The 25,150-nt window shown below is 58.9% G+C and carries 26 protein-coding genes; 8 read left to right on the forward strand and 18 right to left on the reverse strand.

What is annotated here, in order from left to right; genetic code table 11:
• Nucleotides 1–277: 277 nt before the first annotated feature.
• The 5 genes from NW840_RS11660 to NW840_RS11680 all read right to left on the reverse strand — a co-directional run bounded on the left by NW840_RS11660 (nt 278) and on the right by NW840_RS11680 (nt 4,858).
• Complete coding sequence (locus NW840_RS11660; protein WP_414344441.1) at nt 278–1,192, reverse strand: hypothetical protein; 915 nt, start codon at nt 1,190–1,192, stop codon at nt 278–280.
• Between the two features lie 338 nt (nt 1,193–1,530).
• Nucleotides 1,531–2,931 (reverse strand): AtzE family amidohydrolase, encoded by a 1,401-nt coding sequence (locus NW840_RS11665; RefSeq protein WP_414344442.1) that lies wholly within the window; start codon nt 2,929–2,931, stop codon nt 1,531–1,533.
• Nucleotides 2,928–3,116: a DUF4089 domain-containing protein gene (locus tag NW840_RS11670; RefSeq protein WP_414328765.1), complete on the reverse strand. Its 189-nt coding sequence runs from the start codon at nt 3,114–3,116 to the stop codon at nt 2,928–2,930. Before NW840_RS11670 ends, NW840_RS11665 begins: the two co-directional genes overlap by 4 nt.
• Before the next feature lie 93 nt (nt 3,117–3,209).
• Entirely contained in the window at nt 3,210–3,842 is a 633-nt protein-coding gene (locus NW840_RS11675; RefSeq protein WP_414344444.1) for a hemerythrin domain-containing protein, read from the reverse strand.
• Between the two features lie 149 nt (nt 3,843–3,991).
• The gene (locus NW840_RS11680; RefSeq protein WP_414344446.1) at nt 3,992–4,858 is read right to left on the reverse strand and encodes a tRNA (5-methylaminomethyl-2-thiouridine)(34)-methyltransferase MnmD; all 867 of its coding nucleotides are present in this window, start codon (nt 4,856–4,858) and stop codon (nt 3,992–3,994) included.
• Nucleotides 4,859–4,982: 124 nt separating this feature from the next.
• Here NW840_RS11680 and accD point away from each other — a divergent pair, with 124 nt between their 5' ends.
• From accD to NW840_RS11695, 3 genes are all read left to right on the forward strand, one after another.
• Nucleotides 4,983–5,927 carry an acetyl-CoA carboxylase, carboxyltransferase subunit beta gene (gene accD / locus NW840_RS11685; RefSeq protein ID WP_414344447.1) on the forward strand — a complete coding sequence of 315 codons (945 nt, stop codon included), beginning with the start codon at nt 4,983–4,985 and terminating at the stop codon, nt 5,925–5,927.
• Nucleotides 5,928–6,166: 239 nt separating this feature from the next.
• Nucleotides 6,167–6,562 carry an STAS domain-containing protein gene (locus tag NW840_RS11690; protein WP_414344448.1) on the forward strand — a complete coding sequence of 132 codons (396 nt, stop codon included), beginning with the start codon at nt 6,167–6,169 and terminating at the stop codon, nt 6,560–6,562.
• Nucleotides 6,563–6,588: 26 nt separating this feature from the next.
• On the forward strand, nt 6,589–7,293 hold the full coding sequence (locus NW840_RS11695) for a class I SAM-dependent methyltransferase (protein ID WP_414344449.1): 705 nt from the start codon (nt 6,589–6,591) through the stop codon (nt 7,291–7,293).
• A gap of 75 nt (nt 7,294–7,368) precedes the next feature.
• On the opposite strand, the gene NW840_RS11700 is transcribed toward NW840_RS11695, so the two are convergent.
• Nucleotides 7,369–9,585, reverse strand: coding sequence for an NAD-binding protein (locus NW840_RS11700; RefSeq protein ID WP_414344451.1), 2,217 nt, complete (start codon nt 9,583–9,585; stop codon nt 7,369–7,371).
• A 432-nt stretch (nt 9,586–10,017) separates the two neighbouring features.
• On the opposite strand from NW840_RS11700, the gene NW840_RS11705 reads away from it, so the two are divergent.
• The 3 genes from NW840_RS11705 to NW840_RS11715 all read left to right on the forward strand — a co-directional run bounded on the left by NW840_RS11705 (nt 10,018) and on the right by NW840_RS11715 (nt 13,403).
• The gene (locus NW840_RS11705) at nt 10,018–11,070 is read left to right on the forward strand and encodes a Fe(3+) ABC transporter substrate-binding protein (RefSeq protein ID WP_414344452.1); all 1,053 of its coding nucleotides are present in this window, start codon (nt 10,018–10,020) and stop codon (nt 11,068–11,070) included.
• Nucleotides 11,071–11,243: 173 nt separating this feature from the next.
• Nucleotides 11,244–11,609, forward strand: coding sequence for a hypothetical protein (locus tag NW840_RS11710; RefSeq protein ID WP_414344453.1), 366 nt, complete (start codon nt 11,244–11,246; stop codon nt 11,607–11,609).
• 93 nt (nt 11,610–11,702) lie between these two features.
• Nucleotides 11,703–13,403, forward strand: a complete 1,701-nt coding sequence (locus NW840_RS11715) for an ABC transporter permease (RefSeq protein ID WP_414344454.1) — start codon at nt 11,703–11,705, stop codon at nt 13,401–13,403.
• A 5-nt stretch (nt 13,404–13,408) separates the two neighbouring features.
• Here NW840_RS11715 and NW840_RS11720 read toward each other — a convergent pair whose 3' ends face one another.
• The 8 genes from NW840_RS11720 to NW840_RS11755 form a co-directional block, all read right to left on the reverse strand.
• The gene (locus NW840_RS11720; protein WP_414330493.1) at nt 13,409–14,353 is read right to left on the reverse strand and encodes a F0F1 ATP synthase subunit gamma; all 945 of its coding nucleotides are present in this window, start codon (nt 14,351–14,353) and stop codon (nt 13,409–13,411) included.
• A gap of 61 nt (nt 14,354–14,414) precedes the next feature.
• Nucleotides 14,415–15,935 (reverse strand): F0F1 ATP synthase subunit alpha, encoded by a 1,521-nt coding sequence (gene atpA / locus NW840_RS11725; protein ID WP_011434218.1) that lies wholly within the window; start codon nt 15,933–15,935, stop codon nt 14,415–14,417.
• Between the two features lie 44 nt (nt 15,936–15,979).
• Nucleotides 15,980–16,528, reverse strand: a complete 549-nt coding sequence (gene atpH, locus NW840_RS11730; protein WP_414344456.1) for an ATP synthase F1 subunit delta — start codon at nt 16,526–16,528, stop codon at nt 15,980–15,982.
• A gap of 20 nt (nt 16,529–16,548) precedes the next feature.
• A complete protein-coding gene (locus NW840_RS11735) occupies nt 16,549–17,112 on the reverse strand; it encodes a F0F1 ATP synthase subunit B (protein ID WP_414344457.1) in 564 nt (187 codons plus the stop codon).
• A gap of 35 nt (nt 17,113–17,147) precedes the next feature.
• Entirely contained in the window at nt 17,148–17,621 is a 474-nt protein-coding gene (locus tag NW840_RS11740) for a F0F1 ATP synthase subunit B' (protein ID WP_414344458.1), read from the reverse strand.
• A gap of 102 nt (nt 17,622–17,723) precedes the next feature.
• Nucleotides 17,724–17,969, reverse strand: a complete 246-nt coding sequence (gene atpE / locus NW840_RS11745; RefSeq protein ID WP_235280127.1) for an ATP synthase F0 subunit C — start codon at nt 17,967–17,969, stop codon at nt 17,724–17,726.
• Between the two features lie 220 nt (nt 17,970–18,189).
• The gene (atpB, locus tag NW840_RS11750) at nt 18,190–18,936 is read right to left on the reverse strand and encodes a F0F1 ATP synthase subunit A (protein ID WP_414330483.1); all 747 of its coding nucleotides are present in this window, start codon (nt 18,934–18,936) and stop codon (nt 18,190–18,192) included.
• Between the two features lie 5 nt (nt 18,937–18,941).
• Nucleotides 18,942–19,346, reverse strand: coding sequence for a hypothetical protein (locus NW840_RS11755; protein ID WP_238376806.1), 405 nt, complete (start codon nt 19,344–19,346; stop codon nt 18,942–18,944).
• Nucleotides 19,347–19,866: 520 nt separating this feature from the next.
• Between NW840_RS11755 and NW840_RS11760 the strand changes: the two genes are divergently transcribed.
• Nucleotides 19,867–20,454 (forward strand): DUF3177 family protein, encoded by a 588-nt coding sequence (locus NW840_RS11760; RefSeq protein ID WP_011434226.1) that lies wholly within the window; start codon nt 19,867–19,869, stop codon nt 20,452–20,454.
• Entirely contained in the window at nt 20,451–20,765 is a 315-nt protein-coding gene (locus NW840_RS11765; RefSeq protein ID WP_414330481.1) for a hypothetical protein, read from the forward strand. Before NW840_RS11760 ends, NW840_RS11765 begins: the two co-directional genes overlap by 4 nt.
• 14 nt (nt 20,766–20,779) lie before the next feature.
• On the opposite strand, the gene gpmI is transcribed toward NW840_RS11765, so the two are convergent.
• The 4 genes from gpmI to mnmE form a co-directional block, all read right to left on the reverse strand.
• Nucleotides 20,780–22,372, reverse strand: a complete 1,593-nt coding sequence (gene gpmI, locus NW840_RS11770; RefSeq protein WP_011434228.1) for a 2,3-bisphosphoglycerate-independent phosphoglycerate mutase — start codon at nt 22,370–22,372, stop codon at nt 20,780–20,782.
• Nucleotides 22,373–22,587: 215 nt separating this feature from the next.
• On the reverse strand, nt 22,588–23,106 hold the full coding sequence (locus NW840_RS11775; protein ID WP_011434229.1) for a tetratricopeptide repeat protein: 519 nt from the start codon (nt 23,104–23,106) through the stop codon (nt 22,588–22,590).
• A gap of 39 nt (nt 23,107–23,145) precedes the next feature.
• Nucleotides 23,146–23,646 carry a DNA starvation/stationary phase protection protein Dps gene (gene dps, locus NW840_RS11780; protein ID WP_414344460.1) on the reverse strand — a complete coding sequence of 167 codons (501 nt, stop codon included), beginning with the start codon at nt 23,644–23,646 and terminating at the stop codon, nt 23,146–23,148.
• 110 nt (nt 23,647–23,756) lie between these two features.
• Nucleotides 23,757–25,136 (reverse strand): tRNA uridine-5-carboxymethylaminomethyl(34) synthesis GTPase MnmE, encoded by a 1,380-nt coding sequence (gene mnmE, locus NW840_RS11785; protein WP_414344461.1) that lies wholly within the window; start codon nt 25,134–25,136, stop codon nt 23,757–23,759.
• Nucleotides 25,137–25,150 lie beyond the last annotated feature (14 nt).

Below are 25,150 nucleotides of genomic sequence, written 5' to 3' on the forward strand. Positions count from 1 at the left end.
TCCAGACTTTTGACCAGCAAACCTATATGGAGGAGGGCTTTCCTCCCGACACCAAGCCTGCGGCTATGGTTCGGGCCTCCAGCCCGAAAATTTGGTGACTAGTGACTAGTCACTACGCACTACTCTACAGGGTGGTGGGGCATCCCGTCCTTTTCGCGTCAGCGGGACGTAGTCCTTAAGCTCAGGAAATGTCTGAAGCGATAGCAGGGGTCACTGAGAAGCCCGCGCTGTGTGCGTAGCAACCCTGCGGGAAGCTAGCTACAGCGTCGGGAGTATGTCACGCAGCCTGCGACTTCATGGGCTCCGAGCAGGCCAAAATGAACTGAATGAACTGGTCGATCTCCAGCAGAATGTGTTCCGCCTCGGCCAGAGAGGTCGGTACGGTTGCCAGCACCTGGGCATCTACTTCTGCAGCCTGCCCCGCTTCTCGCAAGAGGTTCATCGAGTTATGGCTGAGCAGGAGCTCCAGCTCGTTCAGGGTTACCATGGCCAGCTGCTCCTCGGCTTGATGGAGCTTATTTTGCAAAGTCTGAACTTGTTCGGTTTGCACCTTCAGCCTAGCTTCCGCCTGCTCAGCGCGAGATACAGCCAGTTGTGCAGCTTGCTGGGCCTCATCCCGCTGAGCTTTCAGGAAGGCCATCTCTTGCTCCAATTGTGCCAATCGCTCTTGCAGGCTGTAAATGTGCTGATCCCGGTCTCCCAAAGCTCGCTCCAGCTCGCGATTTCGAGCCTCCATCTGCTGACAAGCTTCGTTCGCTTGGGCCAGCTGTTCCGCCAAGTTTGCCATTTCCTCTTCCATGTTGGTGAGCCGACTCAAGCGTTCCAAAATCTGAGCATTTTCGGCTTCCAGTTTCTCAATCAGCGCTTGAGCGCTCAACAGTTCTGCTTTGGTAGAGTCCAGCTCGCCGCAGACTTGGTCGTAGTTGGCGATTAGCTCGCCAAGCCGGGCCTCTTTGGCTTGCAGTTCTTCTCGCAAGGAGTTCATCCAGCGGTCGCTCTGCTCAATCCGCTGTTGCAAGAGCGGCAGTTGAACCAGAGCTTGTTGGGCAGCACTGAAATAGCCAAGGAGTCGTTTGATGTAGCGCTGTAGGCGGCTGTGGGACTGATCCAATTTGTCGAAGGCTTCGTTGAGAGAGAGATAGGCCTCGCACAGTTTCATGTAGCGCCGAGCCACAGAATCAGGATGATCCATAGGGTTATAGAGTCCAGGTGGGGGTGCCGTGTCTATTTTATGCTGTTCATTCTATTGGCCAAGCCTGGAGAAGGAGGCATTTGATACAACAACTGGGGGCTTAATTTTACTTTAATATCCGGTGCCCCAATCTCTCTTGCGAGCCAAGGCCAAAGATTCTGCCCCAATACAGCTTCAGACGTTACCCACAGGCTACACAGAGACTAAAGCGGCTCCTCAAAAGCAATTGAAATCTTGTCTTGACCACACAACCGGTTCATCTACATATTTAGTGTTCATGAGAAGATGCCCACGAGCTCTAGCGCTAGATGTGCTGCAAAAGTAGGGCTCTTCATGGCTCAAACCGGCTGCGCATTGGGGATCCCTAGCTTCTCCAAATAGGCGGCTGCCCGCAGCAACTTGGCTTCTTGGTAGGGGGCGGCCACCAGTTGTACGCCAAAAGGCAGGGATCCACTCTCGCGCAACGGCAGCGAAAGCACCGGCAGACCGATAAACGAGAGGGGCTGGGTGTAGAGGCCGAGGTTGGGCCGAGTGAGAACCTCTACCCCATCGATCACCATCTTCTCTTGGCCGAGCAAGGGGGCAAAGCAGGGGGTGGTGGGGGCGATGAACAGATCGATCTCCTGAAAAATGGCCTGCACCTGCTGGCGATACCAGCGGCGAAAGCGCTGCGCCTGCAAGATCCAACTGGCGGGCAGCAAAGCTCCGGCCAAAAAGCGATCCCGGGTGGCCGGGTCAAAGTCGTGGGGGCGAGTTCGCAGGTTGGGCAAGTGCAGGTTGGCTCCCTCAGCAGCCGTGATCAGGAAGGCGGCGGCACGGGCGCGCTGGGCTTCCGGGATCCGCACAGTCTGGCCGACCCCCAAGGCTTGGGCCACCTTTTCTACCCCCGCCAAGATGGGGGGCTCTGCCCCTCGGGCAAAGTAATCATCCGCCACCGCGATGCGCAAGCCCTCGATCCCCTGCCCCAATTGCCCAAAGGTGGGATCTACAGGACGCCGGGTACAGACGGGATCTTGGGGATCCGGCCCTTGCATGACATCGAAGCTGAGGGCAATATCGGCCACCGAACGGGCCAAGGGGCCCACGTGGTCAAAGCTGGCGGCAAACAGAGCCGCTCCTGCCCGCGATAGACGGCCATAGGTGGGCTTGAGGCCGTAGACGCCACACAAAGAGGCCGGTACCCGAATCGAGCCGTTGGTGTCGCTGCCCAGGGCGAGAGGCACCAAACCTCCTGCTACTGCAGCTGCCGAGCCGCCGGAGGATCCCCCCGCACTGCGGTTGAGATCGTGGGGGTTGTGGGTGGGGCCGTAGTGGCTGTTTTCGGTGACGAAGCCGTAGGCGTACTCGTCCATGTTGAGGGTGCCCACCAAGATTGCCCCTGCCTGCTTGAGACGAGCCACCACCGTTGCATCTTGGATGGCCGGGGGATTCTCGCGGTTGATCGCCGAGCCAGCCAGGGTGGTGAGGCCGGCCACGTCAAATAAGTTCTTGACGGCAAAAGGCACCCCTGCCAACGGGCCTACAGGGATCCCTTGAGCCACCTGTCGATCCACCTGCTCCGCCGCTTGTAAGGCCGATTCCTCCAAGACAGCTGTAAAGGCATTGAGCTGGGGATCCCGCCGGCGAATCCGCTCCAGACAGGCGGCCACCACCGCTTGGGCGCTCACGGATCCCTGGCGGACAGCCCTGGCAATAGAGACCGCGTCAGCGCTGCCGAGAAGGTGGGGATCCCCGGTCATGGCTGAGGGTCAAAGGTGGGATCTGGCTCAACTATCGGCGGCAACGGGAACTCCAGCACCTGTTGAGCAATGGGCAGAAAGCGGGCAAAATTTTCGATCACCCCTGCTCGGTGGTCGGGATGCAGGGGCAGTTGCAGCAGTTGGGCCATCTGGTCGACGTAGGTTTCCGGATCCCAGGGTTGCATGGTTCTAGGGTCAGCAGGCCGGTTGCGGCAAAGATACCACAACCTCGCCTGCGAACACCACCAGGCAGCCTCCAACAACAAGACCGTCGTTGGCTAGGGAGCGGACATCTGCACAGCGTTGCCCTGCAGCGACCAGAGACGCTCGTTGGGCAAGACAGGGCGGGTTATCGCCTGCCGTTCCAGCTCATTCAAAGCAACGCGACGGCTATGTGCAGAGCGATTGGAAGCAGCGCTGGCTTGCAGGCGTTTGCGGAATAGGCGCAACTGCTGCTGCTCCGCGGCGGGAGAGACATGCTGGGCAAAGAGGGGATGCAAGATTTTCTCCTCCTGATCAAACTGAGCCCGCAGTTTCCGATAGAAGTGAAGGGCAGCAGAGGGATCCACCTGCTGGGGAGTGCGCTCTGATTGGTGCAAAAAGCGCGTCAGCTCCGGGATCTGATCCCGCAGATGTTGCTCCAGCCGCTCAATTTGGTCGCTAAGGTGGGGATCCGCCTGGAGAGCCGACCTGAGCAGGGGGTAGAGAACATGGCGCTCCAGTTGAATGTGGCGGGAGAGGCGCTGTCGCAACCTTTGTACACAGAGGCGTCGCTGCTCCAGATCCAACTCCGGCGCTCGAGACAGGCGAGTCAAAAACTGCAGGATGACGCGGTGCTGTTCAGCACAAAGGGCAACCAGCGTACCGGCAGAGGCTGCTCGCGTCAGCGGGAGGGACTCCTCAGAGGACATGGCATTCACAGCAGAAAAGTTTCATCCTAGCTTAACTTTGTCAAGAAATGGTGGCTTGCGTAAGGGTACGGGAATAGCGCAGGTGTCTTGGATACACTCGGGCAGCAATCCTGGGAAAAGTTGTCCAGATCTGAACTCCGGGCCACTCTCTAGGCTTGCACGGGCCAACGGCGTTTCCAAGCAGAAGTGGGCTCCAAAGGGGATCCCTGCTGTTCCTGCTGGCGTTGCAGCCGGATTTGGGATCGCTCCCCTTGCAAGGTGGGATCCCGATAGGGCACGGCAGCGCGGGTTTTCAGGTGTTCCCACTCCATGGGGGAAAGAGGCGGCAGGTGATCGGGTTGGGGCGAGGCCACTGTCCCCGGCCAAGGACGACCTACCGGGGGGGTAGAGCCGATGAAAAGCCCTGCTTCCAACAGAGCCGCTCGCACCGCCGCTGCACAGGAATAGGTGGCCAAAATCCCGCTGGGGCGCATCCGTTCGGCCACGGCCCGCAGGAAATCCACCGTCCACAGCTCTGGGCAAACAGAAGGCGAGAAGGGATCCAAAAACACCGCATCTGCCCACCCCAGCGGCACCTGCAACACCGTTTGCCGGGCATCGCCCCACAGCAGCGTTCCGCGCCAGCGCTCCGATTGCCAGGATCCCTGTTCAATCCAGTGTTGCCATTCTTGCCCAAAGCTCCAGTCGGATCCCACCCCTGCCTGCCAAGCTTGCCGGGGTACTTCCGGGGATCGCTCCAGGCCGATTACCTCCACAAGACAATCGGGCCGGATTTGCCAAATGGTTTCTAGGGCAAGGCCGGAGTTGTAGCCCAAGCCAAAGCAAATATCCAAAAGGCGAATGGGCTGGGCGGGATCCCGTTCCAACGGCAGCCGATCCAGCCGGCAAGGGCGGACAAACTTCTCCAAAGCCTCCTGGGCGGCACCACTGACGTTGTGAAAAGCCTGTCCAAACTCTTCCGAGAAAAAGGTCAGGGATCCATCCCCTGTGGTCAGCACCTGCCACCGAGTCTCCATTGCCTGCTGTTGTCTCTATTTTCAGTTGGGCGATTCTTTGATAGCTTGAGAACGTTGAGATGTGTTTCGCAGCTCACCGGCAGGGCTCTCAACATCCCTGAGTAGGGAGGATATTTCAACAGCTATGTCTCTACTGGATTGGTTTGCGGAGCGGCGCAGACAAACCTCTCTGAACCTGACAGGTAGCAGCCCCTTCGACAAAGAGCGTCAGGTGAGAGAAATTGCCGATGGCCTCTGGCAAAAGTGTCCTGCCTGTGACACCCTGACCTACACCAAGGATCTGCAGCAAAACTGGCAAGTTTGCCCCAGCTGTGGGCATCACCACCGCATTACAGCCCCAGAGCGTCTGGAACAGCTTTTGGATCCCGGATCCTGGCAGCCCCTGGACGAACACCTGGCTCCCACGGATCCCCTGCACTTTTTCGACCAAAAGCCCTACTCCGAGCGCTTGGCCACCTACCAGGAGCGCACCCAGCTCAAGGATGCCGTCCTGACAGGGTTGGGAAGCCTGGAAGGGATCCCGGTGGCGATTGGAGTGATGGACTTTCGCTTCATGGGCGGCAGCATGGGCTCGGTGGTAGGCGAGAAGATCGCCCGCCTCACGGAACGGGCCACCTGCGATCACCTGCCCTTGATCCTCTTTTCGGCTTCGGGGGGGGCCCGCATGCAGGAAGGGATCCTCAGCCTGATGCAGATGGCCAAGACCTCAGCCGCCCTACAAAGGCACCGCGACGCCAGACAATTGTTCATCTCCGTGCTCACCCATCCCACCTATGGCGGGGTAACTGCCAGCTTTGCCATGCTGGGAGATTTGATCCTGGCCGAGCCGGGCGCGCAGGTGGGGTTTGCCGGGCCCAACGTAATCGAGCAAACCATCGGCAAGGGCAAGCTGCCAGAAGGCTTCCAAACCGCCGAGTACCTGCTGGCCCAAGGGCTCATCGACGCGATTGTGCCCCGTACTGAGCTGCGCAAGCGGCTGGCCCAGTTGCTCTCTATGCACCGTCCCCGTTTGCACATGTCCCTTCCCTCCATAGACTCGGAGGCTTTAACCCTGCAACCTATGCTGTAGGTAGATCCGCCTAAGATGCGGAATTTGTGGCCGAGGCCGGATCCCTTCCCTGCGGGGGATGGAGTTCCTGCTAAGCTCTGGGGCGGCTCTTACTTCATAGGTTTACACGGCTTCCCTCTGGCTTGTTGGGAGAGGAGCTGGGGGCGAGAGGGCAGATGTTTTTGGAGGGAGCCGCGCTGTCCCTGGGGATCTTCACAAGATTTCCTGGTGGGCGGTAGCGGATGGTGTTAAGGTGGGGCATGAGGTCTTCACCGGAAACGATGGATTTCAAGCTGCGCATCCGTACTGCTGAGACTCCACAAGGGCAAAAACTGGCGATTGTGCCGCTGGAGGGTCGTTTTGATGCCAAGGCCGCCTCAGAAGTTCGGCAATTGCTCCAGCAGGTTTTAGATTTCGGTTATCCCAATATGTTGATCGACATGTCATCGGTCACTTTTATGGACAGCTCTGGGCTGGGGGTGTTGATCTCGGCTTTGCGCAAGTGCCGTGCTGCTGGGGGCAACATTAGCCTTTGTTGCGTGCCGGAAAGTGTGGCCCTCGTCCTCAACCTCACCTCCATGGAAAAGGTACTGACCTGCTTTAGCGACCTGGAGACCGGCATTGCCAACTTTTCCAGCGCTCCCACTGCTCGTTAGGCCCGATCTTCCTTTGAGTTTCAGCCATGCCGGAAACTGGCATCGATACCTTTCAACTGCTTTACCAACACCATCGCGGCCCCAGCTTTTCCGAGCGCATGGTGGCGACGGCTCCTGGGCGCTTTAACGAGGCGTTTTGGCAGTTCTGGCAGATGCACATTGAGCCCTGTCTGCCTCCTGCACCGCGCTTGTTGGATCTGGGAACCGGGCCGGGGTTTGCTCTGGGTCAGTGGGCGCAACGCTATCCCGGAGGACACTTCATCGGGGTGGATGTGATGCCCTACATGTTGGAGCGAGCGGCGGCAGACTTGAAGGGGATCCCTGGAGTCCATTTGCTGCAGGCCGACCTGCACGACCCTCACTTGCCGCTTGCGGCCAACAGCATCGATGCAGCTCAGGCAGTGGTGGTGTTGCACGAGATGGTGCAGCCCTTGCGCTTGTTGCAGGAGGTGTTGCGTCTACTCAAGCCGGGGGGGCGATTTTTGCTGGTGGATTGGGTGCGCGCCCCGCTCAGCCTCTACTTCGATGCCGATACAGAGGCCCAACTCTTCCAGTCGGACACGCCTTTGGAAACGCTGCTGGATCAGTTTACCCACTTCTACGAGCACAATCGCTTCAGCGCCGAAGACCTGGTGTGGTTGCTGGAGAAGGTGGGTTTCGCAGTGGTGGCTCAGCAGCTCTACAACCAAAATCGCTTTGTGCGACTTGCAGCCGAAAAGCCTATCTCCTGAATGTCCAACTGCCCATAACGAGATGTTTTGGACTACGGAGTGCAGAATAGACCAATAAACAGAACAGTGTCCAAATCAATTCAGATTACTCTCGCTGTTTTCGTTCATGGCTGCAGGGATCCAATGGGCAGGCTGCGCCTGGGCAAACACCTGCACTTCAGTGCTCATTTTGCGCAGTTGGCGGGCTAACTTGATTGCCTTGTCGCGGGGAAGGGGTGGGCTCACCACCGCCGGCAGACAGCCCAATAGGGGTTTCAGGGCCGTTTTGGGCAGGCGTGCGTAGAACGATAAAGCCGAGAGGATCTCCTCTTCAAAATAGGGGTTGCGATACTCTAGGAGGCGCACCTGATACAGCTCTGGGGGAAGAGGCCGTCCTTGGGTTAAGCGAATCAGGGATTCCACCGTTCCCATCACATAGAGTTGATCGCCTTCTTTCAACAGGGTCTTGCCCTCTTTTTGCCAGATCTTGGGAAAAACACAGGGTTTCCCCGGTCGGGAGCGATGCAGCAAGATCACCAGGTCATAGTCCTGGGCCAGTTGGCGCAAGGATAGCCCCAGGTAGTGGCAATCGGCCGAGACCTCCAGCAGCGTCACCAGCAGAGTTTCCCCCTGCCAAGCCAGGGTGCCGTAGACGGATCCCACCAGTGCTGCGGTGGCAAAAGCCCGTGCCCCCAGCCCGGTAGCGCTGTAGCTGATCCCCAGGGTCTGCATGTGGCGCTGCATGCGAGCCGCCAATTCGGGATCGGTAACCCGCAAAATGGTGCGGATCCCCGGTTGCAGGCTGTGGGCCGTCAGGGCCGTCTCCAGGTTGGTGAGATCGTCAGGGGTGGTGCAGATCAGGCAGCGGCTGCCTTGAATGCGAGCCTGCTGCAGCGTGCTTGCCAGGGCATAATCCCCACGAACCACCACCGCTCCCTCCCGTTCCGCTGCCTCCAAGAGAGGGTTCTCGCTATTGGGATCCACCACCACCACCTCGTAGCCCATCTGCCGCAACAACTGCAGCACCAAATAGCTCAGCCGCCCCAACCCTGCGATCACCACATGATCCTCTTTGGGCATACGGGCAGCCCGACCCAAGCCAAAGCGACTGCTCACCAATTTGTCGGTCACCAAGCCGTAAATCAACCCCACCAGGGCAGCCCCCACCAAGGTCATCATCACCGCCAGCACCTTCACCCCCAGCGGTGTTTCCGGCTGTTGAAAAGCCTCGATATCCCCGTAGCCCCCTGTCAGCACCACGATCGTCAGCAAAAGCCCATCGATGAGGGGTTTGCCGATCATCCTGAAGTTGATCACCCCCAGCACCAGCATGGCCCCCAAGGTGAAGGTGAGGGTGCGCACGATGGGCTTGACCTGTAGGAGTCCCTGCACTCCTCTGCGCAGCCAAGACCCAAGGGATCCCCGCCCCAACGACCTGCCTTGCCGTTGTTGTCGCTTGTCCTGCATCTGGCCGCTGGCCCAGCGCTGTGCCCGTGAGGAGCCCCGTCGCCCGTTGCGTTCCAACAGTTGCAGGTAGGCTCTGGGATCGCAAATGACCAAAACGCGATCCCCCTCCAGCAGCTCTGCCTCGTGGTCAAAGTCGTCGAAAACTCGCTGTTTGGAAAAGTTAGAAAGCCCATCCACCGGGTAATGAAACAGCACCCGCGCCCCAAAAGTTTCCTCCAGCTCCGAGAGGGGCATATGCAGCAGGCGGGAGTTGTATCCGATGGTCAGCTCTACCACGTTCCAGAGGGTGGTCTCTCGGTCTGAGACAAAGTAAGCCGGATCTGCCAGCTCTGGCGGAAGCGTGGCCGGCTGGGCTTCCAGCTGGGGCAGCTCAAAGTAGCCAACAAATTCGTCGGAAACAGCCTTAAGGGCAAAAGCCGGGGCAGCCAAAGCCGCCACCGATAGGGAAAAATGCTGCGGCAAAGCCGAGTCGAGATAGCGGGCAAGGCTGTGGTTGAACAGACGGGAGACGACACGCACCTGTGGATTGAGATCTCGAATCAGCAAAGCCAGCTCGAAATTGGCTTGGTCGCTGTCCTCCAGGAGCAGCGCCACCCTAATCCGCTCGATCCCAGCCCGCTGCAACACCCCCGGCTGGCGGGGATCCGCCTGTAGGTATTGCCACTGCTCTTCCAAATGAGGGGGCAGATCGGGAGCAACTACTACAGCGCGATGTCCAAAAGCTTCTAGGGCTTGGAGAGTGAGCTCCACCAAATCGTTGTAGCCGCAGACCAGGATAGAGACACCTGGATCCCTGCTATTCTCTTGCACCTGCGCCTGAGGTAGTCCAGAAAGGGAGCTCACCATAGCTCTGTCATTTACCCTGCTCCCGTTATACCCGAAGCCCTTCCAGCTTTTGCGGGTGTTGTCAATACTGCTCCGCGGGGCTCCGGCCACAGACCGATTGCTCAACAAGATCGGCAAGATCGGCTGGGTCGCCGGCCATCTCGAGTGCTGTCGAGAACAGGGGGAAGTTGGCCAGTTCCATCCCAAAGGGTGAGAGATGAGAAAAACTTCTAAGAGCTTGACCCGGTACTTGAGATCCTCTATCATTGCCCCAAGGCGAGGTTCTTGAATAAAAGTCTCAATAAAGCTGGCCTAAGATGAGGGTCAACAGAGTGAGATTTGCGGGAACCGCCTTTGTCCTTTGGGCGTAGCTTTCAGGTTTTTTCTCAGAGAGAGGCATGGCCAGCTTGGCCGGTGGAGCTGTGTCTCTTGAGATGTTTTTGAACTTAGGAGTTGGGTATGCGCTTATCGCGACGGCAATTTGTCAGTGGAGCCACGCTAGGTTCTGCGGCTCTGGCAGCAGGGTCTCTTCTGCGTCCGGCCCATGGCGCCAATCGGGAAGTGAACCTCTACACCTCGCGGCACTACGGCACAGACGAGAAATTGTACGAACTTTTCCAGCAGAAAACGGGCATTACCGTGAATTGGGTGCAGGGCAACGCCGATGAGATCGTCCAGCGCATCCGCAGCGAGGGATCCAACAGCCCCGCCGACATCTTCATGACGGTGGATGTTGCCCGGTTGTGGCGGGCTCAGAACGAGGGCCTGTTTCAACCCATCCAGTCGGAGACGCTCTCCAAAAATATTCCCGAGTCTCTGCGGGATCCAGAGGGGTACTGGTTTGGCCTCACCAAGCGGGCGCGGGTGATCATGTACAACAAAGACAAGGTGGATCCCAAGGAGTTGTCCACCTATGAGGACTTGGCAAACCCCAAATGGCGGGGCAAGGTGCTCACCCGCTCCTCCAGCAACGTTTACAGCCAATCCTTGACGGCTTCGATCATCTTGGCCCACGGGATCCCGGAAACAGAGCAATGGGCACGGGGTTTAGTAGCCAATTTTGCTCGTCCGCCGGAAGGGGGAGACACGGATCAGATCAAGGCCGTGGCCGCCGGAGTGGGAGATGTGGCTCTGGCCAACACCTACTATTTGCCCCGTTTGATCAAATCCGACAATCCAGAAGAGCGCGCCGTAGCCGAGAAAATCGGCGTCTTCTTCCCCAACCAGCAGGATCGTGGCACCCACGTCAACATCAGCGGGGCCGGCATTCTGAAAACAGCTCCCAACAAAGACGCGGCCATCCAATTTTTGGAGTTTCTCTCCGGGCCAGAGGCGCAGGCCATTTTTGCCCAGAGCAACAATGAGTACCCGGTACTGCCCGGGGCTGAGATCGACTCGTTGGTGGCCAGCTTTGGCACCTTTAAGGAAGATACGATCAACGCCGCCAGCATTGGCCGCGTCACCCCTGATGCCCTAAAGGTAATGGATCGGGCCGGTTGGAAGTAGATCAGGCCTCCAGGACAGGCCCTGAGTGCAGCCTTTCATTGCTTGACGCCGTGAACGTTAAGCAGCTTGACGGTTCTTGGCCAAGCGTCGACACTCTAGGACGGCGTTGCTTCCGTTCGAGGCCGCTCAGGCGTCCTGTCTTTCTTTTTCAAAAGCTTCTGGAGGTTTGCCAAATGAAACAACTGCGAACAGCAGGCTTGTTCTTGCTCCTGCTTTCTTTAACTTCTTTCTACACCAATAGCCCGGCAAAGGCAATTGAAAACCTTCCCGAAAAGGCTCCTGTTCCAAAGCGGGATCTGCTCTTGAACACAGAAAACAAAGAAGAAGTATTTGACATTATGTCGATCCCCAATTATCCCCACGACAAGCCCGAGGGGTTGGCCATTCTCAACTCAACTACCCTAGCGATAGTTAACGACGACGACTTTGGCATCGTCTCGGAAAAGGGCGCGGTTCAAGAAAAAACTATGCCTTACCTTGGTAACAAGCAAGACGAGAACATCGTTTATTTCGTTAAGCTGCCCAAGAGCTTGTTTTGAGAGAAAACTTGGTTGGGGATCCCTGGAGGATCCCCTTTTCTTCCCCAGGAGTTGCTCAAGAGGTAGCTCCCGCCTGTTGAGATGGACAAAGAGATGAGGTTGAAGTTGTTGAGCAAATCTCTGCCGGGAAGTGGCTTCTTTCCTCTGAACGGCTGGGCGCTTCTGACTCTGACCCTCAGCGGTCTCATTCTCGTTCCTGTCCTTACGGTGTTGCTCAGCCTTTTTGCGGACGAGCGGCAGGTTTGGGAGCACCTGGCCGATACGGTCTTGGGGCTTTATGTGCGCAATAGCCTGGTGATGATGGCAGGGGTGGCGGCGGGGGTCATCCTGGTGGGCAGTGGCACTGCCTGGCTGGTGACCATGTGTCAGTTTTGGGGGCGGGCCTGGCTGGAGTGGATGTTGGTGCTGCCCCTGGCGGCCCCCACCTATGTGTTGGCCTACGCCTACACCGATTTTTTGCAGGTAACCGGCGGTTTCCAGATCTGGCTGCGGCGGGTAACAGGTTGGGGGATCGGCGACTACTGGTTCCTTAACATTCGCTCGTTGTGGGGGGCGATCCTGCTGCTGATCCTCACCCTCTATCCCTATGTTTACCTCTCGGCCCGGCTGGCCTTTCAGGAACAGTCGGTAGCCTGTTTGGAGGTGAGTCGCTCCCTGGGTTATGGGCCTTGGGCCAGCTTTTTCAAGGTGGCTTTGCCGCTGGCCCGACCGGGGATCGTGGCCGGCTGTCTGCTGGCCTTGATGGAAACCCTCAACGATTTCGGCACCGTCAGCTATTTCGGGGTAGATACCTTTACAACCGGCATCTACCGCACCTGGACGGCCCTGGGCAATCCGGTGGCGGCGGCTCAGCTTTCGGCGCTGCTGTTGCTGCTGGTGTTGCTGCTGATAACGATGGAGCAGGTCTCCCGCCGGCGGGCGCGCTACTATCGCCAAGGGTTCAAACCCACCCCAACCCGTTACCGCCTACAAGGGATCCGGGCGGTGGGGGCTTGGCTAGCCTGTGGGATCCCGATTGGGCTGGGCTTCGTCGTGCCGGCCTTGATCCTGCTCCACATGACCCTGCGGCAGGGGGAGTTGGGTCGCCGCTTTTGGAGCTACGCCCAGAACAGCTTTTGGCTATCCACCATCACGGCTATCATTGCTGTTTCCGTGTCGGTGGTGGTGCTTTACGGGCTGCGCATGCAGGGGCTAGGACGGGCGGGATCCCCGTGGGGCCTGCGGCTGGCAGTGCAGTTGTCTTCTCTGGGCTATGCGCTGCCTGGGGTGGTGATTGCAGTGGGGGTTCTGATTCCCCTAGGGTGGTTGGATCAACTGCTGAGCTACCTGCGGCAGGTGGTGCTGCAACAGCCACCTGGCCTGGTGATCAGTGGCACCCTCACGGCTTTGGTGTTCGGCTATCTGGTGCGGTTTTTGGCCGTTTCTTTGGCCACCGTTGAGGCCACGCTGCTGCGCATTCCCCCCAGTTTGGATGAAGCGGCCCGCAGCCTGGGGCAGGGATCCCTGGGCACCCTGTGGCGGGTGCATTTGCCCTTGATGAGCGGTGGCCTCTTGGGGGCCATGCTGCTGGTATTTGTGGATGTGATGAAGGAGCTGCCGGCCACGATGGTGCTGCGGCCCTTCAACTTCGACACCTTGGCGGTGCAAACCTACCGCTTGGCAGCCGATGAGCGTCTCGCGGAGGCAGGGGCACCGGCTTTGGCCATTGTCTTAGTGGGGATTTTGCCGGTGGTTCTGCTCAACTCCCAGATGGCGCGGCAACGCAACCTCGGCTCCTCAGGGGATCCCCTCTGAGAAGTCTACAGGGCTTCTGCTCCGGCCACCACCTCCAGGATCTCCTGAGTAATGGCCGCCTGGCGAGCTTTGTTGTAGGCAAGACCCAGCGTGCGAATGAGCTCGCTGGCATTGTCGCTGGCGTTGTTCATGGCCGTCATGCGAGCTGCCAATTCGCTGGCCGCCGCCTCCTGCAAGGCCCGTAGCAACTGGTTGTTCAGGTACAGCGGCAGCAGTGCATCCAAAATCTGCACGGGATCCTGCTCAAAGATCATGTCCTGAGGTGGGGCCGAGACCGCTGCGATGACTTTGCTGCGCTCGACAGTAAACTCTCCGCCCCGCACCAAAAGACGAAAAATTTCATCGTCTTGAGTGGCCAACCGCGACGGATCGAGGGGCAACAGGGATTGCACCACCGGACGGGAGCTGATCAAAGAGACAAAGCGGGTATAGAGCAGCTCTACCTTGTCCACCTTCTCCGACAAGAAGGCCGAGAGGAGCTGATCCCCAATCTGGGCAGCCTCAGCCGCCGTGGGGATCTGCGACAAATTCACGTAGGTCTTGGCGATGGGAGCGGAGCGCCGCTGGAAATACTGCACCGCCTTGCGGCCCACCAGGTAAAGCTGCACCTGCTGCCCTGTCTCCTGCAGCTCGCGAACTCGCTCCTCGGTGCGCTTAATCACGTTGGCGTTGTAGGCTCCGCACAAGCCCCGATCCCCGGCCACCACCAACAGCCCCACCGTCTGGATGGGCCGCTGCTTCAGCAGAGGCAAGTTGACATCTTCCAGCCGCAGCCGAGTTTGCAGCCGATAGAAAACCTGGGCCAGTCGGTCGGCAAAGGGACGGGTGGCCATCACTTGCTCTTGGGCGCGCCGCACTCGGGCTGCTGCCACCAGCCGCATGGCCTCGGTAATTTTGCGGGTGTTTTTCACCGCCTTGATGCGATCGCGGATGCGCTTGAGGTTTGCCATAACCTACTCCCTCTATTTTGGTGGTCGACAGGGATCCGGGCCAGGAGAGATCCGCGTCACCCTAGGCCGCCTTGGCCACGAAGCTCTGCTTGAACTCTGTGATGGCCGTTTTCAAGATTTCTTCTGCCTCGTCGGTGAGCTGCTTGGTGGAGAGGACGATCTCGCCGTACTTGGGATGGGTGGTGCCCAGGTAAGCCAAAAGGCCCTGTTTGAAGCTGGAGACCTTCTCCACCGGAATGTCATCCAAATAGCCTCGTGTTCCCGCATAGATAATGGCCACCTGCTGATCCAGAGACAGGGGAGAGTACTGTGGCTGCTTCAGCAACTCCTGCAGCCGTTGGCCGCGGGCCAGTTGCTTTTGGGTAGCCTCATCCAGGTCAGAGGCAAATTGGGCAAAGGCCTCCAGATCGCGGTATTGCGCCAGTTCCACCTTGATGGAGCCAGCCACCTTTTTCATCGCCTTGGTCTGAGCTGCCGAGCCGACGCGGCTGACGGAAATCCCGACGTTGATGGCCGGGCGGATGCCAGCGTTGAACAGATCCGATTCCAAGAAGATCTGCCCATCGGTGATGGAGATAACATTGGTGGGAATGTAGGCCGACACGTCATTGGCCTGGGTTTCCACGATCGGCAGTGCCGTCATGGATCCCTCTCCCAGTTGGCTGCTCAGCTTGGCGGCTCGCTCCAATAGCCGCGAGTGCAGGTAGAACACATCCCCAGGATAGGCTTCTCGACCGGGTGGACGGCGCAGCAGCAGCGACATTTGCCGATAGGCCACCGCCTGCTTGGAGAGATCGTCATAGACCACCAGGGTGTGTTTGCCCTGGTACATGAAGTATTCGGCAATGGTGGCACCACAATAGGGGGCCAGCCACTGCAACGGAGCCGGGCTATCGGCGCCGGCAGCCACCACAATGCTGTAGTCCATAGCCCCTCGCTCGGTCAGGATGCCCACCACCTGGGCGATGGTGCTCTGCTTCTGACCAATGGCCACGTAAATGCAGATCACATCCTGCCCTTTTTGGTTCAGGATTGTGTCCACAGCAACGGTGGTCTTGCCGGTTTGGCGGTCGCCGATGATCAGTTCCCGCTGCCCCCGCCCGATGGGGATCAGGGCATCGATGGCGGTAATGCCGGTTTGCAGGGGCTCGTACACAGAGCGGCGATCGACAATGCCAGGTGCCGGAGATTCGATCAGGCGAGACTCCGTACACTGGATCGGGCCTTTGCCGTCGAGGGGGTTGCACAGGGGATCCACCACGCGGCCCAAGAGGGCTTCCCCCACCGGGATGCTGGCAATCTTGCCCGTGGATTTGACGGTGGATCCCTCTTGGATATTCCGCCCGGAGCCGATCAGCACGGCACCGATGTTGTCTTCTTCCAGGTTGAGGGCAATACCGGTGGTGCCATCCTCAAATTCCAGCAGCTCGCTGGCCATCACCTTATCCAAACCGTAGATGCGGGCGATGCCATCCCCCACCTGCAGAACTGTCCCCACATTGGAGACCTGCATCTCCTGGTTGTACTGCTCGATCTGCTGTTTGATGATGGTGCTGATCTCGTCTGGGCGAATGGTAGGCATAGCAGTCCTCTCAAGGTAACGGGAAGGGATCCTCAAAAAACAACTTAGGCCAACTGCAAGGCCAGCCGGCGCAACTGTCCACGCAAGCTGAGGTCGATCACCTGGGATCCAATCTTGATGACCACCCCTCCCAGCAGCTCCGGATCCTGAGTGGCTTGCAACTCCACACCGCTGGCCTGGGTGAAGTCCATCACCCGCTCGCGAATTGACTGCTGCTGAGCTTCCGTCAAGGGTATCGCCGTCGTCACCTCGGCCAGGACGATGTTCTGGAGCTTCCGCTGCAGATCCAAAAAGCGCCGGCAAACAGTCCCGAGAAACATGATACGGCGGCGGTCGGTCAACAACTTCAGCGCATTCAGCAGCAGAGGGTGGATCTGCTCGGCAAATACTTGCTGCAGCAGGTTCTTTTTGGCCTCGGCCTTGATCACCGGGTTGGCGAGAAACTGGCCCAGCTCCGGCGTAGCCCGCAAAACCTCGGCAATAAAGCGCATATCGGCGGCAAAAGTGTCCAGCAATCCCTGGCCTGACCCAAGAGCAATGAGAGCCTCGGCATAGGGATCCACCACCTTCTCGGCCATTGTGCTGCTGATCATACCTTTCTCCTCCTTGAGAGTTAGCGGGCAATCATTTGGATCCCTCTCTCGATCAGGCTGCGGTGGGTCTCTTCGTTGAGGTGCTGCGGCAACTCCTGCTCCACCTTGCTCAGGGCTTGGCGAACGATCTGCCGACGCAACTCCTGAAAAACCCGCTCCTGCTCGCTGGACAACTCTTTCTCAGCATTGGCCCGCAGCCGCTCCACTTCCCGCTCCGCCTGCTCCAACAACTCTTGCCGACGGGCTTCGGCGTTGGCTTCCGCCTGCTTGCGGATACGTTCAGCCTCCTGCTGAGCCTGGGCCAGCTTTTGCTGCTCCTCCGCCAGCCTCTCGATGGCTTCCCGCTTGCGCTGCTCCGCCTGCCGCAGTTCTTCTAGGATCCCCTCCCGCCGCTTGGCCAGGGCTTCTCCCACCACTTTGCGACCCAAGATAAACAGCAAGGTGAGAATGATCGCGATGTTGATCAGGTTGCTCTCGAGAATCTTGGCCAAGAGATCCCCCTCTCCTGCCTTGGCTTCTGGGAGTAGCTCCGTGGTCTCGGCCACAGCCAAGATCCAACCGGCCACCCAACTCCACACAGGCATCGCAAGCTCCTCCAAAATTACTTCCAACCAGCGATCTAACGAGCACTGCCCAACAGTTTCTGGGTAATCTGGGCGGCAATGGCATCCACCTGCTGCTGCAGCTGTTCGAGGGCTGCCTGCTTCTCTTGCTCGACCTGTAGCCGCGCCGCCTCCAGCTTCTGCTGGATCTCTGCCTGCACAGCAGCCAGTTTCTCGGAACGAATGCGAGCAGCACTGGCCTCCGCTTCGGCGATCACCTGCTGGGCTTGCAAGCGGGCCTGGCTGATCTCAGACTCATACTGTCGGGTCAACGACACCGCCTTGTCCAACCGCTCTTGGGCTTCCGCTTGAGTGGTGCGGATGTAGTCGCTGCGGCTGTCGATAGCCCGCGTAACCGGCTCATAGAAGAGGGAGTTGAGCACTGCCACCAACAGCAAAAACTGAATGGCAATCAGGGGCAGGGTGGCATCCAGATCGAAAAGACCACCTTTTTCGGCCGCTTCAACAGCCAATAGAGTTTGGAAGAGCATGGGTGTTATGACCCCAACAGAAACTTAGGTCTACCGTCAGGCCGGGTTGGGGGGCGGATATGGCTCACCTCGGCCATCGCTGCGGCCCGCCCCCGTAGGACACTAGGCGAAGGGGTTGGCAAACAAGAGCACCAAAGCCACCACCAAGCCGTAGATGGTCAGAGCTTCCATGAAGGCCAGGCTAACCAGCAGGTTGCCGCGGATCTTGTCTTCCGCCTCCGGTTGGCGGGCCACCCCTTCCATCGCAGCAGCAGCGGCGTTCCCCTGTCCGATCCCAGGACCCAGGGATCCCAGACCAATGGCCAGAGCAGCAGCCAGAACAGAAGCAGCAGAGGTTAACGGATCCATAGTGAGATGCTCCTTGGTGATTGACACAACAACAACGTCTCTTGAGCTTCAGAGGTGATCGGGTCTGGTACACTACAGCCTCAAATCACTCCCTTGTCGGCGGCTTTCAGAACCAATCTGTCAGCCCCAACAAACCTTACCAAAAGAAGGGATCCCTTGCGCTGGCCCACTTGAGATGATCCTCCGTGAAAAGGCCAAGGTGATCGGCCAAACAGCGGGCTCAATCGTGGTGATCCCCTCCTCCATGACCTTCCAGCGCCTCTCCAATGTAAGCTGCCGAGAGGGTTGAGAAGATCAAAGCCTGAATCGCCCCCGTAAACAGAAACAAAATCATCACCGGCACGGGGATAAACAAGGGCACCAGCAACACCAACACCGCAATCACCAGCTCTTCTGCCAGGATGTTGCCGAATAGACGGAAACTCAGGGAAAGGGGCTTGGTGAAATCTTCTAAAACGTTGATGGGCAGCAGAATCGGGGTAGGCTCGATGTACTTTTTGAAGTAAGACAGCCCCCGCTTGCTGATGCCGGCCACGAAATACATGATGCTGGTGAGCAGCGCCAACCCAGCAGTGGTGTTGATGTCGTTGGTGGGGGAAGCCAACTCCCCTTCCGGCAGGGGAATTAACTTCCAGGGGAAGAGGTTGCCCATCCAGTTGGAGACGAAGATGAACAGGAACAAGGTGCCGACATAGGGTACCCAGGGCCGGAAGTTTTTCTCGCCAATCTGGGCACGGGCAATGCTCTGCACAAATTCCAGGGCATACTCGACAAAGTTTTGCAGACCAGCCGGCTCCCGCTGCAGTTGACGGGTGCCCAAGATAACCACCGTCAAGATCAGGGCAATGGCGATCCAGCTGGCGATCAAAACCTGCCCGTGAACCGTGAATTTGCCCAGGTGCCAGTAAAGGTGATGGCCGACCTCGAGTTCTGCCAAAAGAGGAGGAGAGGAGAAGGACAGGTTCATGGGCATCACACAGAAGAAGATGAACGGGTCAAGGTCTGGACAAGATGAATGAGCAGGGTGACCTTGTAGGTCATGAACCCCAGGAAAATGGGCAATATCTGTAAAGACTTCACCTGAGTGGCTAAAACGATCAGCCCGACAAACAGAGCCAAACGCGTCACCCCCAAACGGTTGCGGCTTTTGCCCAGCTCCGCTACGCCGCGGCCCAGCATGCGCAGATAAACCACGCCAACAACCGCCCCCAGCAAGTAGTTGGCAGCTACCCCCAGAGAGTAAACCAGGGCCACTCCCACGGCAATGGCCAGACTTACCCCCAAGGTAACCAGCACCAGCCACAGCTGCAGCGCTTCATAGCTCCCGCTGCCAGCAACTGCTGCCCCCCTAGCTCCACCCTTCACCTTCCTCGCCAAATCGGGCTTCCCCAGGGCAAGGGGTGGCTCTGACGCAACTGGATCCCCTGTCTCTTCCTCCCGCTTCGGAGAAGGAGGTGCATTCTCCAAGGGAGGCAGTGGTCTGGGCTTCCACTGGGTCGCCTTCCAACGGGTAGAACTGTGAGAGAGGAGTCTGGAAGAACGGGCCATGGTTTCGAGGTCATGCCTCTCAAGGTTTGACCTTAACCCAAGATAACACGATTAAGTAACAATACTTAATGAGATTAAGTTGGGCCAAGGTCTGAAGGAGACTCCGCTGGTCGCTCAGACAGGCAGCTGGCCTTCCGAACGACAGGGATACTCCTCTGAGGAGCTAGCTAAGAATCTACCACTTTCGGGGATCGGTAGCGGCAAAATGGAAAACTTTCTGAAAGCTGTCTGGTGTAAAGTTTTGCTGGGGATGGTCAGCAGGCGTTAACATTCCGTAACTCTCTGTGTCCCGTCCTGGATCCCCCAGGTTTCATATACTAATAAGGGGCAGGAGTGGCAGAGGGTGAGGATGACTCCCCAGAGTTGGCTGGTGGATGCAATCTGGCTGGACTACCGCTTGGCAGTGGCGCTGACGGTGGTGATGCCATTGCTGCTGCTGATTTGGGCTTTTGCGGTGGGGTTGCGGCCCTTGATTCAGCTATTGATCGTTTATTGGCGGGTATCGAGCCTCTTGGCGGTGACGGTGTACCTGATGATTGGGGGCCTGCCCGTCAGCTTTCTCAGTGGAGCAATGGCGCGGCTGTTGATCTTGGTTTGTCTTTGGTTTTGGCGGGACTGGAGTGCTGCTCTCGAGCAGTCGAGAACCTGGGCGGCGCGAGCCTTTTTGCTCTGGCGGTGGGGCCTGACTGGTTATATGGGGGCCGGGATCCTCTTTTCGGGGGCCTTTGTGCCCTGTGCTTTCCGCACTTCTCTGCCAGAGGAGTGCCGGGCTTGGTTTGGGCCACCGCTGGGGTTTCGGGAGATCTTCCATCCCAATGTATCGCCGGAGCTGCTGGGGAGCGTGGGGGCCTGGGGGCTGGTGGCCTACCTGCTCTACAGCCTCTACTTTGTCTGGCGGCTGCGACCCGGAACTGATAAGGGGGAACTGGAAGCATGAGGGCCCTGCCTTGGCCCTTGGCCTTGGAGCGCTATAGCCAAGACCACCCGCAAGAGGTGCTGCGGGTGGAGGTGGAAAGCGAGGGAGAGTCTGATCTGGTGCTGATCTACCGCGGCTACAGCAGCTCCTTGCGCCGACCCACTCCCCCCGATCCCGAAGCGGCGGTGATCCCTCCCCAGGCCCGCTTTTTGCAGTTGGAGCGCTTGGCTGCCCCCTATCACCCCGATCGCTCACGGGTTCTGGCTGTCTATCGCAACTGGGGAGAGCTAACAGCATGGCTGGCCCAAGAAGGGATCCCAGTGACGGAGTAAGGGATCCCTGGCACCTACCGCCCCACAGGACTGGGTTGCCGCTGGAGAATGGTATATTCTGCCGGCTGCAAAAGCGAGCGTCCTGTCATTTCGGGGGGCTGAGGCAGGCCCAAGATCTCCAGCAGGGTGGGGGCCACATCAGCCAAAGTGCCGTTGGAGCGCAACTTGACATCGCCGCCACAGCCGGGGATTTTACGCCTTTCCCCCTCCACCAGAATGCAGGGAACGGGGTTGGTGGTGTGGGCCGTCCAGGGGTTGCCGTTCTCATCCCACATCAGCTCTGCATTGCCATGATCCGCCAGGATCAAAGTAGTGCCTCCCGCATCTACCACTGCCGCCAGCAGCCGGCCCAAACAGCGATCCACCGTTTCCAGGGCGCGGATGGTGGCTTCGTAGTTGCCAGTGTGACCTACCATGTCGGGGTTGGCATAGTTGAGCACCACCAGGCTGTATTCGCGGCGGGCGATGGCCTCTATCGCCTTGTCGGTCACTTCCACTGCCGACATCTCCGGCGCCTGGTCGTAGGTGGTCACCAGCGGGCTTTGCACCAGGATGCGATCTTCGCCGGGGAAGGGCTGCTCGATGCCGCCGTTGAAGAAGTAGGTGACATGGGCGTATTTTTCCGTCTCGGCAATGCGCAATTGCTTGAGGCCGGCCTCGCTCACCACTTGGCCCAGCAGGTGATTCAGGTTCTGGGGCTTGAACAGCACCTGCACCGGCAGATCCGCCTCGTACTGAGTCATGGTGATGAAGGTGAGAGCCGGCAGCAAGGGGCGTTGAAAACCCGAAAAGTCTGGGCAGACAAAGGCTTGGGTAAGTTGGCGGGCGCGATCTGGGCGGAAGTTGAAGAAAAGCACCGCATCTCCCGGCTGCACAGCCCCCGGAGCCAGGCGGGTGGGCGGGATGAACTCGTCTGTGAGATCCTGGGCATAGAAAGCTTCCATCACCTCCGCGGCGCTTTGTCCACGGCCAGGGCCGTCTTGGGTCATGATCTCGTAGGCCTTTTGGGTGCGCTCCCAACGGCGATCCCGATCCATGGCGTAGTAGCGTCCGCTCAGGGTGGCGATGACGCCATTGCCCAGCCATTGCAGCTCTTTTTCCAGGGCGGCCAGAACCCTGGCACCATCGCGGGGCAAGGTGTCGCGGCCATCGGTGATGGCGTGGACATAGGCCGGAATCTCAGCCTGGGCCGCCAGCTTGAGCAACCCATAGAGATGGTCGATGTGGGAGTGAACCCCCCCCTCGGAGCAAAGGCCAACGAAGTGAAAACGGCCCCCTCGCTCTCTGAGCTGGCGACAAACTTGCATCAACAAGGGATCCTGGAAGAGGGATCCTGTCTCTATCGCGTCGCTGATGCGCACCAATTCCTGCGGCACCACCCGCCCTGCCCCCAAGGTCAGGTGCCCAACTTCAGAGTTGCCCATCTGTCCTGCCGGCAGGCCCACGGCCCGACCCGAAGCTTGCAGCAGGGTGTGGGGATAGGCAGCCCAAAGGCTATCCAGGACAGGGGTTTCCGCAGCCAGCACCGCGTTGCCATCGAGAGCATCCCGATAACCCCAGCCATCCAGGATCACCAAAACCACAGGTGCTACCGATTGCGAATCCATGAAATGGCCTCTCGTTTTATTTAAGACATAATACCAGCCCAGGCAACACGATACCGGATCTTACATTTGCGCTCAAGATTTCAGTATTATCAATCTTCTTTTGAGAGGATAAGGAAGTGCCTGCACAGGCAGGATGGAGTCTTTAGAGCCAACTCCTATGGACAACTGTGCTGCGGTCAAGAGTATTTCTGCGGATGAAATTGCAGATGGGATCCTCAGGGGCTGGGCTGCAACCGTTTGCGCAGAGACTCCGAGCGCCGCTTAGCAATGGCATTTCGGGGATCCAACTTCAGGGCAGTTTCGTAAGCTTCCAAGCTTGGGCCATAGAGATTTTTCTTCTCATAGGCATGGGCCAGATTGTTCCAAGCAGTTACATAACCGGGATCCGCAGCCACGGCATCCTTGTAGTAGCGGATGGCCAAGTCGTACTGCCCCTGGCTGAAGTAGGCAAAACCGAGGGCGTTGCAGACGGGGGGAATGTTCTCCCCAGCCACTTCTAGGGCTTTTTTAAGCTGGGCAACCGCCTGGTCGTAGAGGCCCTTTTGCAAATAGACGCTGCCCAACTCGTAGTGCTCCTGCGGGGATCCCTTGCCTTTGCTCAGGCGGGGCTGCAGCTCACGGATGACCTTTTCCTGGGCCCGTACCCGCAGCACCTCCCGCAGGACAAAGAAGCCCGCCACGCCGAGGATACTGGCCAGAGCCACCAAATACAGGAGGGGAACGTTAACGCCCATTTTGCTTGATCCACTTGCCTGTGATGGGTCTTGCCGGCGTCACGCCTGGAGGTGAGCCTCGATAAACCAAAGATCTTTGTCAATCTGGCGCGAGATCTCGGTGAACAGGTCTGCTGTGTCGGCATCCCCCAGTTCGGTGGTGCGGTCAATGTTGCGGCGGACGGAAGCTGCATATTGAGCGTAGCGGGCTGCCAAAGCCTGCAGGTGATCCCGACCCTCTTCAGCGGCCAGATCGTACTCCGGCAAGGTGGAGGTTTGGGCAACGATGCGAGCCGTGCCGCGGGCGATGCCCCCCAGCGCCGTAACCCGTTCCGCCAGCATGTCCACGTAGTTTTCCAGGGTGCTGGCAAAAGTGTCGAACATCTCGTGCAAGGCGATGAAGTGCATGCCTTTAACGTTCCAGTGGGCCTGTTTCACCTGCGTCTTCAGATCCAACGTGTCTGCCAAGGACTGGTTGAGCAGCTCCACCAGTTGCGCGCGAGCCTCTGCTGGCAAATCGATCTGGGTGGGGTAGAGACGGGTTTTCTCGGCGGTAACCATGCCTAATCTCCTAATTGTGTTTCCATTATCGGGGATCCGCTTCGGCTTCCCAACTGAGCCCATAGTAACACAAACTCAGAATGAGTATGAGTTAGGAGGAGTCTATAGAGTTACTTACCGATGCAGAAGCGGCTGAAAATCTGATCCAGCACTGATTCCGAGATCTCCTCGCCAGTGATCTGGCCAAGGGCATGCAGGGCGCCCCGTAGGTCGATGCTCCAAAAGTCCAGGGGGAGCTGAGCTTGGATGGCCTGCCCCACCTGTTCCAGGCTGGCTTGGGCTTGTTGGAGGGCAGCGGCCTGCCGCTGGTTCAGGCTTATCTCCAGATTGGGCTGGGGACGTCCCTGGGTGACGAGCTGCTCCAGGGCTCTTTCCAGCTCCGGGATCCCTTTCCCTTGGGCGGCAACCGTGGGGACGCGGTGGGCAATCTCGGGGGGGAGAGGGATCCCCTCTGGCGGGGCGAGGTCGGTTTTGTTGATCACCAGGATGAGGGGGCGATGGCGGATCGACTCGTAGATGGCGGCGTCGGCAGCCGTCCAGCCCGCTTGGGCGTCGATGACCAGCACCAGCACATCGGCAGCCTGGGCTAGGCGTTGGGAGCGCTCCACCCCCAGCCGTTCCACCGGATCTTCGGTGGCGCGGATGCCGGCAGTGTCCAGCAGTTGAACGGGGATCCCTTTTACCACCAGGTGGGATTCCACCACGTCGCGGGTGGTGCCGGGCAGATCGGTGACGATGGCCCGATCCTGTCCTGACCAAGCATTGAGCAGGCTGGACTTGCCCACATTGGGCCTCCCGACGATGGCCACCTTCACCCCGGTGCGCAGCAGTTGTCCCCGTTCTGCCGTGGCCAGCAGAGCTTGGATCTGGGTTTGTATAGCTTGGAGCCGGGCCTGCCAAGCAGCAACGTCCAAGGGGGGCAGATCCTCTTCAAAGTCGATGCGAGCCTCAATTTCTGCCAATAAACCCAGCAGCTCCTGGCGCAGGGCGCGAATGGATCCCCCTAACTTACCCTGCAAGCCTGCTAGGGCCATCCGGGCCGCCTGAGGGGAGCGGGCCGCCACCAGATCGGCCACACTCTCGGCCTGGGTGAGGTCAATGCGGCCATTCAGAAAAGCGCGCAGGCTAAACTCCCCCGGCTGAGCCAGCCGCGCCCCCTGCCGCAGGCATTGTTGCAACGTGGCCTGAACCACCATGATGCCACCGTGGCAATGCAGCTCTGCCACATCTTCGCGGGTGTAAGAACGGGGGGCCTGCATCCAAACAGCCAGCGCTTCGTCTAGGATTTGGCCTTTCTCGTCGCGGATCCAGCCGTAGAGGAGCCGATGGCTCTCCCAGACTGCGCTGCGGCGGGCAGGGGTAAAGATGGCTTGGACAATGGGAAGGGCTCGTGACCCGGAAAGGCGCACAATCCCCACGCTGCCCTGTTCAGGCACCACCGCAGTGGCAATGGCAGCGATCGTATCGGCCAGGGGCGCAGTCGGATCCATCCCAAATAGAGCCC

This window comes from Synechococcus sp. R5-13, assembly GCF_047462015.1.
Lineage (GTDB): Bacteria > Cyanobacteriota > Cyanobacteriia > Thermostichales > Thermostichaceae > Thermostichus.